This window comes from Pseudomonas poae (genome assembly GCA_028869255.1).
Lineage (GTDB): Bacteria > Pseudomonadota > Gammaproteobacteria > Pseudomonadales > Pseudomonadaceae > Aquipseudomonas > Aquipseudomonas poae_C.
Genome location: CP110972.1, coordinates 4713263 through 4725240 on the forward strand (window position 1 = coordinate 4713263; position 11978 = coordinate 4725240).

Consider the following 11978-nt stretch of genomic DNA (forward strand, 5'->3'; position numbering starts at 1 on the left):
CATGACCCGTTCATTCCGCGTCCTCTATATCGCTCTGTTCCTGCTGGTGCTGCTGGCCCTGGGCGCCTGGTCGATGCGCAGTTTCTTCGGTTTCAGCACCAATGCTGATGCGACCGTGCTTAACGGCCGCTGGACCAAAGCCGTCGAGACCCATTACGACGACCAATTCCCGATCAAGCGCATCGGTACCAACCTGTGGGCCGCGCTGGACTACAAGCTGTTCAATGAAGGCCGCCCTGGCGTGGTGCTGGGCCGCGATCACTGGTTGTACAGCGACGAGGAGTTCAACCCCGCCGTCAACGAAGACCAGAACCTTGAAGGCAACTACGCGCTGGTCGAAGGCGTGCGCCAGAAACTCAAGGCCCAGGGTATCCAACTGGTGATGGCGATTGTGCCGGCCAAGGTGCGCCTGTACCCGGAACACCTGGGTGACGTGAAACCGGCGAGCATCCACGCCAACCTGTACCAGGACTTCCACGCTCGTGTGGCGGCCGACAAGATCATCGCCCCCGACCTGCTTGGCCCGCTGCAACAGGCCAAGCTGGGCGGCAAGCAAGTGTTCCTGCGCACCGACACCCACTGGACCCCGGATGGCGCCGAAATTGCCGCCAAGCAGTTGGCCAAGACCATTGCCGCCAAGACCCCACTCCACGGTGAGCCGCAACGCTTTATCACCGAGGCTGAGAAGACCGAGCCGCACAAAGGCGACCTGCGTCTGTTCCTGCCGCTGGACCCGCTGTTCGAAAACCTGATGCCGCCTAAAGAGCCGTTGGAAAAACGCGTTACGCACCTGGCCGAAGCCGGTGGTGACGACGCGCTATTCACCGACAGCGAAACCCCGGTAGCACTGGTGGGCACCAGCTACAGCGCCAACCCCAACTGGAACTTCGTGGGTGCACTCAAGCAAGCCCTGGGCAGCGACGTCATCAACTACTCCGAGGATGGCCACGGCCCGATCCTGCCGATGCTCAGCTACCTGAAAAGTGACGACTTCAAGAACAGCCCGCCACAAGTGCTGATCTGGGAGTTTCCTGAACGTTATCTGCCCGTAAACAACGAAATCGGTGACGCCGACCCTAAGTGGGTTGCGCAGCTTAAACAAGCCGGTTCGCGCCAACAAAACATGGCAATCAACACTCCAGTTAAAACTCAAAAATCCGAGACGCCCGACCGGGCGCAAAACTGAAAGAGAGGTAACTCACATGACTTTCACTACTACTCCGCGTCGTCTCGCTAAGACTCTGGCCCTGGCTGCCGGTATGAGCTTGGTATCCATGTCTGCCTTCGCCGGTGACGCTGCCTTGTACGGCCCTGTCGCACCGAAAGGCTCAAGCTTCGTGCGTGTCTACAACGCCTCCAACCAGGAAGTCAGCGCCACCGTCGGCAGCACCAACTTAAGCGAAGTGGCGCCATTGGCCAGCAGTGATTTCAGCTTCATGCCAGGCGGCGACTACAGCGCCAAGATCGGCAGCCAGACCGTGCCGGTCAAACTTGCCGCCGACCACTACTACACCCTGGTCAACAACAGCAGCGGCCAGCCGCAACTGATCGAAGAACCACCGTTCAAGAACAAGCAGAAATCCCTGGTGCGCGTGCAGAACCTCAGCGACAAGGCCCTGACCCTGAAAACTGCTGACGGCAAGACCGACGTGGTCAAGTCGGTGGCCGCCAAAGGCCGTGGCGAACGTGAAATCAACCCGGTGAAGGTGAGCCTGGCGTTGTATGACGGTGACAAGAAAGTCGGCGATGTGAAGCCGGTTGCGTTGGAACGCGGTGAGGCAGCGGTGCTGTACGTCACCGGTTCCGGCTCGAGCATCTCGCCAGTCTGGGTGAAACGCCCAGTGTCGACCCGCTGATTAAATTTTCGACCTGGCTCCATTCCCCTGTGGGAGCTGGCTTGCCTGCGATGGCATCACCTCGGTGTAACAGACACACCGAGTCGTCTGCATCGCGGGCAAGCCCGGCTCCCACAGGGACCGAGGAGCCTGGTCGGACCGAGACAAAAACAAGAGTGAAACGACAAACCTTCGTAGCTCTGACCCAAATTGATTCAAGGAGAAACACATGATCCCAGTAATCCTTTCCGGTGGTAGCGGCTCACGTCTTTGGCCGCTTTCCCGTAAACAGTTCCCGAAACAATTCCTGGCCCTGACCGGCGAACACACGCTGTTCCAGCAAACCCTGGAACGCCTGGTGTTTGAAGGCATGGACGCCCCGATCGTGGTCTGCAACAAGGACCACCGCTTTATCGTCAACGAGCAACTGAGCACCCGTAAGCTCGAATGCCAACGCATCCTGATGGAACCGTTCGGCCGCAACACCGCGCCGGCCGTGGCCCTGACCGCGATGATGCTGGTCAACGAAGGCCGCGACGACCTGATGCTGGTGCTGCCCGCCGACCACGTGATCGACGACCAGAAAGCCCTGCAACGTGCGCTGGCCCTGGCCACCGTGGCCGCCGAGCGTGGCGAGATGGTGCTGTTCGGCGTACCGGCCACCCGCCCGGAAACCGGCTACGGCTACATCAAGTCCACCAACGATTCGCTGCTGCCGGAAGGCGTGAGCCGCGTTGAGCAGTTCGTGGAAAAACCCAACGAAAAACGCGCCGTCGAGTTCGTCAAAAGCGGCGGTTATTTCTGGAACAGCGGGATGTTCCTGTTCCGCGCCAGCCGCTTCCTCGAAGAGCTGAAAAAGCACGATCCGGACATCTACGACACCTGCCTGCTGACCCTGGAACGCAGCGAACAGACCAACGACACCGTGACCTTCGACGAAGCCACCTTCGCCTGCTGCCCGGACAACTCCATCGACTACGCCGTGATGGAAAAAACCCAGCGCGCCTGTGTAGTGCCGCTGAGTGCCGGTTGGAGCGACGTGGGTTGCTGGGCGTCGCTGTGGGCGGTCAACGATAAAGACGTCAACGGTAACGTCAGCAAAGGCGACGTGGTGATCCAGGACAGCCGCAACTGCATGATCCACGGCAACGGCAAGCTGGTCTCGGTGATCGGCCTGGACAACATCGTGGTCGTGGAAACCAAGGACGCGATGATGATTGCCCACAAGGACAAGGTCCAGGGCGTCAAGCAAATGGTCAGCACCCTTAACGACCAGGGCCGCAGCGAAACCCAGAACCACTGCGAAGTCTATCGCCCGTGGGGCTCCTACGACTCGGTGGACATGGGCGGGCGCTTCCAGGTCAAGCACATCTCGGTCAAGCCGGGCGCGTGCCTGTCGCTGCAGATGCACCACCACCGCGCCGAACACTGGATCGTGGTCAGCGGCACCGCCGAAGTCACCTGTGACGAAAACGTGTTCCTGCTCTGCGAAAACCAGTCCACCTACATCCCGATTGCGTCGGTGCACCGCCTGCGCAACCCGGGCAAGATCCCGTTGGAGATCATCGAAGTGCAATCGGGCAGCTACCTGGGCGAAGACGATATCGAGCGGTTCGAAGATATCTACGGTCGCTCGACGCCGGTTGAGCGTGGCGTGTCGGTGAAAACCATCGCGCAGTAACTCGGCAAAAAACAGAAGCCCCTCACTCACCGCGTCCCCTATCCGCGGTGAGTGAGGGGCTTTTTGCATGTTTGCCTGACTAGACAGGAACAGGCCCGTGGCGGATGACGCGATCGACAAGATCAGGGCCACCGTTGCGGTATTTCAAGGGAATCGAAAAAGGCGTTTCCACATAAAAGATATGCGGATTATCCGTGCTGCGCACCACGTTCAACCCCGTGGTATTGACCTCGTAATAGTGCGTCATCTTATCCAGCGCATTGCCATATTTACGTCGACCAAAAATAGTCTCGGAAATCTCTTTGGCAGGCTTATCCCCCGGCGCCAGGTCCGTGAAGTAATGCCGTCCCTTGCCGCGAGGGAGTTTTTCACCACTCAAGGTGGAGCTCGAAGGGTCGAGGTTGCGGCTGGCAGCGATCCCCGCATGATTGCGGGCACCGGTGTAGTGATAAAACACATTCTCGCCTTTGACCGGCGGGGCCAGATCGGCCTTTTCGCCAGGAAACGCTTCAGGCACCTTCGCCCGCTTGAACGCAGGCTGTGCGCCTGATGCCCTGTGAGCAGTGGATGACTGCGTACCCGAACCGCCTTGATCATAGGGGCGTTTGTTCCCCCCACCCTGCAATCCCAGCCGGCTCCACTGATCAGTGCCATTATTCTCCAGCAGGAATTCGGTCTGGCGATTGGTCTTGGGGTCGACAACCCGTGCTTGCACAGCCCCCTGATTATTTGTGACTTCCCTGACCCGGAAAACACGCGCCTCACCAGCGTCATCGACGTTGCGCACATACAACTGGTTATCAGCCGCCCTGTATATACCCTGGCTGTCTGCACTGAGACCCGCCAGGGTTTGACCGCTGACGGCGTATTTTTCGAGATTGCCTGCGGCCCGGCCATAGGCTGCCAGGTTCAGGCTCTGCGTCGGCAGGAGTGCTTTCAGCTCCCGGTAAGTACGCTGAAGAACGTTTTTCGTGCCCTTTGCAAATGCCTGTGTCAGGTCGCCCAGCCCATCGACAGGGTTGAGGCCGTTGAAGGCAGAACGCAGCAGTGCATCGCTGGCCTTGAAGGCGCGCGTACCGAGTTTTTCACCCACCTTGCCCAGCACCTTCGCCGCCTGGCCTGCACCTTTGGCGAAGGGCAGCACAAAGCCGAAAATATCCAGCGTGAAATCCCTGATCGCCGCGCCGGTGTTGCCGTTAACTGCGTTTTCGATTGCATTCTTGAAGGGAATCAGCCCCGTCACAAAATCATGCCCAGCCTTGATACCCGCCTCTTCTTCCTCCACCCGGGTGCTGCCTCTGGCTCCTGCCTTCATCACATCGGGATCATGCAATAGATGGCCAGCCACGATGCCGGCAATCGTCTTGAATCGAGGGTTGGCATGAACAGCACTATTGGCTTCCTGGCCTGGCCGCAGCTCAGGCAAGTAAGGCGTGCTGAGCTGTTCGTTCAGAAGCCCGCCAGAGTATATTTCTTGCTGCGCCGGGGTGCCCTTTTCATAGGCCTCGTAATCGACCCACAGGCTTTTGCCTTGTGCCTGGCGTTCGACGTAGGTTTCAGGGTCGGCAACCCGGGGCGCCGGGTTGGGCAGATACCTGGGCAGGTCATCACGCCGGCGGATAACCCCTTGCAGGGGGAAAACCTCGTAATACACATGGCGGATATTTTTAGGGTCGCGGTCGCTGCCATTTTTGTCGACCTTGGTTTCCACGCGCATCAACAGCCCATAACGCGCCTTGGCCGCCTGCTCTTCAGCCGCCGACTCCTCCCCCTGCGCTTGCGCCGCACTGGCTTTGCGCAAGGAAAAAAACTCGACCTTGCCCGAGGCGATCGTTTGCCGGTCTTCCAAGGGCAGCTTCGAGAGCTGATGTTCGACTGTGGTTGTCACCCCCTCCTTGAGGTTACGCAGGTAACTATCAAACTCGCTGCTGAACTGTTGATTGATATCGGGTAGCGGCTTGACGCCGACAAAACGGTTGCCCAACTGAAAGTCGTATCGCTCGCCCTTTGGAATACGCTCCATTTTGCCAGCCATATAAATCTCAAGTAACGAGTGGTACTCGCTCTCGCTGGCATCGATATTGGCAATGCTGATGTTGGGCACATCAAACGGATCAGTGTCGCCGTACGCTTTTTTCAGCTCATCCAGCGCCATGTCCCTGCGGTTCGGCATGGGTGCGCTGAGTTGGTCTTGCGCCTTTTTAAGCGCGCTCAGTTCTTCGTTAAAAGCTTCACGTAATACCGCCACCTCTGCCAACGAGTAGTTCTCATCGCTCTTTCGGGAAATTCTGCCCTGGGCCACACCCCAGTCAATCAGCGCATTGGACTGAGCCTTGCCCTCGACGATCGCCTGGGCATCCGAAATCGGGCTTTGATTGGCCCGCCGCATGAACGCTTCGAAATCGGTACGACCCGCCATCCCCGGTTCCCAGAACTCGCCCACCTCGACCGCCGTCGACAGCCTTGCCCAAGCGGCTGACCCAACGACCAGGTTGTCGGGCATACCCGCAACGATAAAAGCCGGCGCAGCGCCCGCCAGCAAAGCGCGAGCAGCGGCCGGCGCCGTGTCGGCACTCGCTTTACCCTGCTCCTCCAGGTGCCGCGCCAGATGCGCCACCACCACCGAAGGGCTGACCCCCCAATTGGCCGGTTGATTGAGGTCATAACCGGCCACTACACCACGCGGGCTGGGAAGCTGTTCAGCGGCCGGTTGGGCCGACACAGCCCGGTCACTCCCCTGCACGGGTGGCTGAGGCAACGGGTTATCCAACACGTCGATAAGGTTGGAGAGTTGCTCTACGTCTTGCGGGACATACAAGGAATGCTCCCGCAGAAACCAGGCAATCGGTAGCATCTCGTTGGGTTGGGTTTGGTTGGCCTTGCCAAAGGTGGACAAGGAATGAACACGAAATCGTGCGATTTCCAACAGTGCGGGAATGTCCGCCTCAGGGTCCTGCGCCCCCGTACGGAGAATTTCACCCAAGGCTATCTTCAACGCCGCAAGGTTATGCGAATTACCGGCGCGCTCTTGCGCCGTACCCAGTGGCTGCTCGCTGACTTGGGCTAATGGGCTTACATTGCGCGGCACCCGTGCAACGGAACGTGCCGCGGGTGCCTGTGTGTCGTTGGCTGTCGGCTCAATCAGCACCGGCGGCGGCGCAATAAGCGTAAGCGGTTGCTGATGGACAGGGCTCATTGGGTTCAGAATCATGGGTTCAATCTCATACAGGGCGACAGGACAAAAGCAGGCATTCGGCCGGCTGAATTCCGGCACCAATGAGTGTCATCTCAAACAAAAAACGCGGAAGGGCTTTATGAGCAGACGTGTCCACAACCACAGCCATCCGCCACCGGCCATACTCAGATAGTCAACCCAGCCCGCCCACAGGTAGGATGGTTCACCCCTTCGCGAGGTTGTAACGATGTTCTTCGGCGTTCTACTGATCATCACCTGGCTGATCCTGTTACTGCGCTACCCGGCCAAGGCCTTGCCGGTATCACTCGCAGCCGCCGTCGGCCTGGGCCTGGTGGCCGTGTGGGTGGTGTGGTTGGATAACCGCGAAGCGGCGCAGTTGTCACGCCTGGAATTGCGCATCAGCTATGCGCCCCAGGAGTGCCCGGCCGACCGACCGCTGAAACTCACATTGAGCAACGGCAACGACGTGCCCCTCATGGAACTGCGCTGGCGCGTCGCCGCCTATGCGCCGGGCGACACGGTCAACCTGGCCGACAACGTCTACGCCGCCCCGCGCTATCGTGGCCCCGGCGAATTGCAGGCCGGCGCCACCTGGGACGATTGCCTGCCGACCCCACCGCTGCGCCCCGGCTACCGCCCGCAGACCCTGGAATTTCGCGCCGAGCACCTGCAAGGCAGTTTCTCGGACTGACAAAGGAATGATCCATGCCCAACGTACTGATCACCGGTTGCTCCAGCGGCATCGGCCGCGCCTTGGCCGATGCCTTCAAAGCGGCAGGCTATGAGGTGTGGGCCAGCGCCCGCAGTGAAGCCGACGTCACTGCCCTCACGGCGGCAGGCTTCAACGCCGTACAACTTGATGTAAATGACGGCGCCGCGTTGCAACACCTCGCCGAACAATGGGGCGAACTGGATGTGCTGATCAACAACGCCGGCTACGGCGCCATTGGCCCATTGCTTGACGGTGGCACCGAGGCCATGCAGCGGCAATTCGAAACCAATGTATTTTCCATCGTCGGCGTCACTCAGGCGCTGTTCCCCGCGTTACGGCGCGGCAGAGGGCTGGTGGTGAATATCGGCAGTGTGTCCGGCGTATTGGTTACGCCGTTTGCCGGCGCGTACTGCGCGTCCAAAGCCGCCGTGCACGCCTTGAGCGATGCCTTGCGCATGGAGCTGGCGCCGTTTGGCGTGCGGGTGATGGAAGTGCAACCGGGGGCTATCGATACGCGCTTTGCAAAAAACGCCGGAACCCAGGCCGAATTGCTGATCAACGAACAGTCGCCGTGGTGGCCGCTGCGCGAAAGCATTCGTGCGCGCGCTCAGGCCTCGCAGGACAACCCCACACCCGCCAGCCAATTTGCCGCCCGGGTGCTGCACGCCGTGCAGCACCCGACCCCGCCACGGTTATTGCGCGCAGGCAATGGCAGTCGAGCGTTGCCGTTAATGGCCGCCTGGTTGCCCAAGGGATTATTGGAAAAAGTGTTGAAGAAACGCTTTGGTTTGAACGGGAGTTTATAAATGATCGACTACAGCGACTTCTTCGAAGAAGTGATCCAGACCCATGTCGAGATTGAACAGTGGTTTGCCGGCGTTGCCCCTGAGGGCACACTGCAAAACCTGCTGGCGCGCTTCTCCCCCGACTTCAGCATGGTCGCCCCTGCCACCGGCACGCGGGTCAATGCGGCTGGGGTGAATGCGCTGTTTACGCGCCTGGGCGGCATGCGTCCGGGGTTGAAGATCACCTTGAGTGAAATGGCCGGGATTGACCGACATGCGCGGGGTGCCACCGTGACGTATCGCGAACATCAGGTTGATGACAGCGGCACGCAGACCGATCGACGGGCCACTGTAGTATTCGAGAAGCAAGCCAGCGGCGCGTTGTTGTGGCGCCACCTGCATGAAACCTTTATCAAAGCCTGACGCGATCAAACCTGTGGGAGCTGGCTTGCCTGCGATGGCGGTGGGTCAGCTGAAAACAGGTCAGCTGACAGTCCGCCATCGCAGGCAAGCCAGCTCCCACAGTTAGTTTTGTGTTGGGTTCACGATCACGGTGCAAGTGATCCCCGCCGCTAACAAAACGCCCTCCGGCACTTCATCAATGTGAATCCGCACCGGCACGCGCTGGGCCAGGCGCACCCAGTTGAACGTCGGGTTCACATCGGCGATCAGCTCGCGGCTTTCGGGGTTATCGCGGTCGTAGATGCCACGGGAGATGCTTTCCACATGGCCTTTGAGCGTCTCGCCGCTCATCAACTGCATATCCGCCTTATCACCGACCTTGACGTGAGGCAGTTTGGTTTCTTCGAAGAAGCCATAGACCCAGAACGAGTTCATATCGACTACGGCCATTTTGGCTTCGCCGATGCGTGCGTAGTCACCACGGTGCACGTTGAGGTTGGTGACATAACCGTCCACCGCCGCCACGACCTGGGTGCGTTTGAGGTTGAGTTCGGCGGCTTCCAGCTGCGCCAGCGCATGTTGGTAGTCGGCCAGGGCCGAGTCGGCGATGTTGCTGGCGTCGTCGCGGTTTTCCCTGGAGATCACCAGCGCGTCGAGGTCGGCGCGGCGGTGGGCGTTGAGCTTGCGCATTTCCCAGGTGGCTTTGCGCGAGGCGACCAACGATTGCGCCTGCTTGACCGCGATGCGGTAGTGCTCGGGGTCGATCTGCATCAGCAAGTCGCCCTTCTTCACCAACTGGTTGTCACGCACCGGCACCTCGACCACTTCACCGGTGACGTCGGCCGCCACGTTGATGATGTCGGCACGCACGCGGCCGTCGCGGGTCCAGGGGGTTTGCATGTAATGCACCCACAGCGTGCGGCCTATCCAGATCGCCAAAGCCAGTACCAGCAGGGTCGCGAGCAGGCTGAAAAACTTTTTCATCGGTGCATTCTCAACGGTAGACGGTCAGCGCCAGAGCGCCGAACAGGCAAACGAACAGGCTCAGGCGCAGCAACGCCGGGTGCCAGAAAAAACGGTACAGGTCGAACCCGGCCAAAAAGCGATCAAGCGCCCAGGCCAGCCCCGCCGCGATCAAAAACATCAGGGTCATGGTCGGCATGTAGAGGCCGTGGAACGCGATTTCACGAGGCATGCGGGGCTCCTTTGAGGGCCGCCAGTGGCGATTGCGGGTCCAGCAACGAGGTGCGGATAAAGTGCAGGTAGCTCTTCACCCGGCGCAGCGCCGAGGTGTCGAAGTGCGGGGCGAAGGGTTCATCGGTGGCCTGCACGCGACTGATCGCATGGTCGACCGCGATCAGGCCGCGCTCCAGGTTGCTCGCGCTGGGTTGCAGGAACAGCCGCACCAGCGAGCGCCCCATCACCCGGATCGCTTGGCGCCATGGCTGGGACTCGGCATACGCCGGGTGCACCGGCAAAATCGCCTGTTCCTTGCGCAGTTCAATAATCGCGTGGCCGACCTGCAGCACCACAAACATCCAGCGCAGCAAATCACGCTGCACTTGCGGCTGGCCGACGGCGAGGCCGTAGGCCTGGTGCAGCAGGTCACGGGTGCGGCTTTCAAAACTCGACGCCAGGCCCTTGAGCTTGCCGCTGATCGCGTACACCACTTGCTCGCGCAGGTCCTGCTCCAGGCGGCGCCACAGCCAGCGACTGTTGGGCGGCAGGATGATCGCCCCCGCCGCCGCGCACACCAGCATGCCGATGACCATGGCGATGTAGTCATTAATAAAGGCGTAGGGGTTGTAGACCGTGAGGTTGTCCGGCACCGAGCCGGTGCTGAAGAAGATCAGCAGGCCCACCCCCACTCCGGCGTAGTGCGGGCGTGAGGCGAGGAAGGCGCCGAAGATGATCACCGGGGCGAGCATCACGCACAGCAGCGGGAAGCCGTCGATCCAGGGGAACACGAAAAACATTTCGACAAATCCCACCAGCGCACCGATCAAGGTGCCGCAGGCCATCTGGAACGCCATGCGCTTGGGGTTGGGCGTGGCGGCGGACAGGCCGACGGTTGCGGCTGCGATCAGGGTCATGGTCGCGCCGCTCGGCCAGGCGGTGGCCACCCAGTAACTGCCGAGCACAATCAGGATGAACGAAGCGCGAATCCCTGAGGCAGCACAGGCCAGCCAGTTGGTTTTGGGGGTGAAGGTTTCGTCCCACTGTTCGCGCGCGTGGCTGTGATCGGCCAGGGACGCGTGGGTCAACGCGTAGTTGTGCAGGTCGTCGACAAAACGGTAGAGCAACTCGTAGGCGGTGTGAAAATCCAGCTGCTCGGCCTCGCTCGGGCTGCCTTCCTGGAAGCTCGCACGCAGGCTGCGCACCTTGTCGGGCAGGCCGTCCTTGTAGGCGCTGAGCGAGTTGACCAGGCGTGCCGCGTCGGGGCTGGTAAGCGCGCGGCCGGAGAAACCGTCGAGCACTTCGGCCAGATCCTGCAGGCCGGGTTTGATCGCCGCGACCACGTGATCAGCCGCGTCGGTGCGCAGGCGTTCGAGCAACTGGTGCAGGGCATTGAAGCGCGTGGTGAGGCTCATGAACTCGCTGTTGAGGCGGCTGAGCCGACCATTGCGCCGACGCATGTGCGGGTCTTCAAACACCGTGATGCTGCGCAACCCTTCCAGGCCCACGGCTTCGGCGATAAAGCGCACGTTGCTGGCCTCGAAGCCTTCGCGCTGGCTGCGCCCCCGCAGGCCGTCGGTGACGAACAGCGCAAACACGCCGAACCGCTGATACAGCGCGTTGCGCATCGCGGCGCTGCTGGTTTGCGGCAGGATCGCGGCGCTGACCAGGGTCGAGCAAAGAATCCCCAGGGAGATTTCCAGCACACGCCACACGGCCGCCATAAACGCGCCATCCGGGTGGGCCAGCGCGGGCAGGCCGACCATCGCCGCCGTATAGCCGGCCAACACAAACCCATAGGCGCGAAAGTTACGATTACGCGTCGCGCCGGCGGTGCAGATGCCGACCCAGATCGCCAGCGCGCCGAGGAACAATTCAGTGTTCTGGGCAAACAGGGCAATCAAGAAGACCATCACCGCCGACCCCGCCAGGGTGCCGAGGAAGCGATAGAAACTCTTGGCGAACACCTGGCCGCTCTGCGGTTGCATCACGATAAACACGGTGATCATCGCCGTGCGCGGCTGCGGCAGCTCCAGGCGCATGGCCAGCCACAGCGTGAGGAACGCCGCAATCAGCACCTTGAAGATATACACCCAGGTCACGCCGTCGCTGCGTGCCCAGTCGAAAAAACCGCGGCGCCACTCAAGGGCGTGCAGCCAGCGCAGCGGTGCAGGCAAGGGCGTCATGAAAT

General features: G+C 60.8%; 10 protein-coding genes. 6 read left to right on the plus strand and 4 right to left on the minus strand.

Going from position 1 to position 11978, the window contains the following annotated elements; genetic code table 11:
* Position 1 precedes the first annotated feature (1 nt).
* From LRS56_21405 to LRS56_21415, 3 genes are all read left to right on the plus strand, one after another.
* Positions 2-1186 carry an alginate O-acetyltransferase gene (locus LRS56_21405; GenBank protein ID WDU61364.1) on the plus strand — a complete coding sequence of 395 codons (1185 nt, stop codon included), beginning with the start codon at positions 2-4 and terminating at the stop codon, positions 1184-1186.
* Between the two features lie 16 nt (positions 1187-1202).
* Positions 1203-1856 carry an alginate O-acetyltransferase AlgF gene (locus tag LRS56_21410; protein ID WDU61365.1) on the plus strand — a complete coding sequence of 218 codons (654 nt, stop codon included), beginning with the start codon at positions 1203-1205 and terminating at the stop codon, positions 1854-1856.
* A gap of 208 nt (positions 1857-2064) precedes the next feature.
* Positions 2065-3516, plus strand: coding sequence for a mannose-1-phosphate guanylyltransferase/mannose-6-phosphate isomerase (locus LRS56_21415; protein WDU61366.1), 1452 nt, complete (start codon positions 2065-2067; stop codon positions 3514-3516).
* Between the two features lie 79 nt (positions 3517-3595).
* Here the strand turns inward: LRS56_21415 and LRS56_21420 are convergent, their stop codons facing one another.
* A complete protein-coding gene (locus tag LRS56_21420; GenBank protein WDU61367.1) occupies positions 3596-6727 on the minus strand; it encodes a hypothetical protein in 3132 nt (1043 codons plus the stop codon).
* Between the two features lie 211 nt (positions 6728-6938).
* Between LRS56_21420 and LRS56_21425 the strand changes: the two genes are divergently transcribed.
* The 3 genes from LRS56_21425 to LRS56_21435 are packed head-to-tail and all read left to right on the plus strand — an operon-like array spanning position 6939 to position 8632.
* On the plus strand, positions 6939-7403 hold the full coding sequence (locus LRS56_21425; GenBank protein WDU61368.1) for a multidrug transporter: 465 nt from the start codon (positions 6939-6941) through the stop codon (positions 7401-7403).
* Positions 7404-7417: 14 nt separating this feature from the next.
* Positions 7418-8230 carry an SDR family oxidoreductase gene (locus LRS56_21430; protein WDU61369.1) on the plus strand — a complete coding sequence of 271 codons (813 nt, stop codon included), beginning with the start codon at positions 7418-7420 and terminating at the stop codon, positions 8228-8230.
* Positions 8231-8632, plus strand: a complete 402-nt coding sequence (locus LRS56_21435; GenBank protein WDU61370.1) for a DUF4440 domain-containing protein — start codon at positions 8231-8233, stop codon at positions 8630-8632.
* 102 nt (positions 8633-8734) lie between these two features.
* Here the strand turns inward: LRS56_21435 and LRS56_21440 are convergent, their stop codons facing one another.
* From LRS56_21440 to LRS56_21450, 3 genes are read right to left on the minus strand one after another with little or no spacing between them, the layout of a single operon-like run.
* Positions 8735-9595, minus strand: coding sequence for an HlyD family secretion protein (locus LRS56_21440; protein WDU61371.1), 861 nt, complete (start codon positions 9593-9595; stop codon positions 8735-8737).
* Between the two features lie 10 nt (positions 9596-9605).
* Positions 9606-9806, minus strand: coding sequence for a DUF1656 domain-containing protein (locus LRS56_21445; GenBank protein WDU61372.1), 201 nt, complete (start codon positions 9804-9806; stop codon positions 9606-9608).
* Positions 9796-11973 (minus strand): FUSC family protein, encoded by a 2178-nt coding sequence (locus LRS56_21450; GenBank protein WDU61373.1) that lies wholly within the window; start codon positions 11971-11973, stop codon positions 9796-9798. The genes LRS56_21445 and LRS56_21450 overlap by 11 nt, the downstream gene beginning before the upstream one ends.
* Positions 11974-11978: the final 5 nt, after the last annotated feature.

Coding starts and splice junctions, on each gene's coding strand:
- LRS56_21405 (WDU61364.1), top strand. CDS start 2: ATGACCCGTTCATTCCGCGTCCTCTATATCGCTCTGTTCCTGCTGGTG.
- LRS56_21410 (WDU61365.1), top strand. CDS start 1,203: ATGACTTTCACTACTACTCCGCGTCGTCTCGCTAAGACTCTGGCCCTG.
- LRS56_21415 (WDU61366.1), top strand. CDS start 2,065: ATGATCCCAGTAATCCTTTCCGGTGGTAGCGGCTCACGTCTTTGGCCG.
- LRS56_21420 (WDU61367.1), bottom strand. CDS start 6,727: ATGATTCTGAACCCAATGAGCCCTGTCCATCAGCAACCGCTTACGCTT.
- LRS56_21425 (WDU61368.1), top strand. CDS start 6,939: ATGTTCTTCGGCGTTCTACTGATCATCACCTGGCTGATCCTGTTACTG.
- LRS56_21430 (WDU61369.1), top strand. CDS start 7,418: ATGCCCAACGTACTGATCACCGGTTGCTCCAGCGGCATCGGCCGCGCC.
- LRS56_21435 (WDU61370.1), top strand. CDS start 8,231: ATGATCGACTACAGCGACTTCTTCGAAGAAGTGATCCAGACCCATGTC.
- LRS56_21440 (WDU61371.1), bottom strand. CDS start 9,595: ATGAAAAAGTTTTTCAGCCTGCTCGCGACCCTGCTGGTACTGGCTTTG.
- LRS56_21445 (WDU61372.1), bottom strand. CDS start 9,806: ATGCCTCGTGAAATCGCGTTCCACGGCCTCTACATGCCGACCATGACC.
- LRS56_21450 (WDU61373.1), bottom strand. CDS start 11,973: ATGACGCCCTTGCCTGCACCGCTGCGCTGGCTGCACGCCCTTGAGTGG.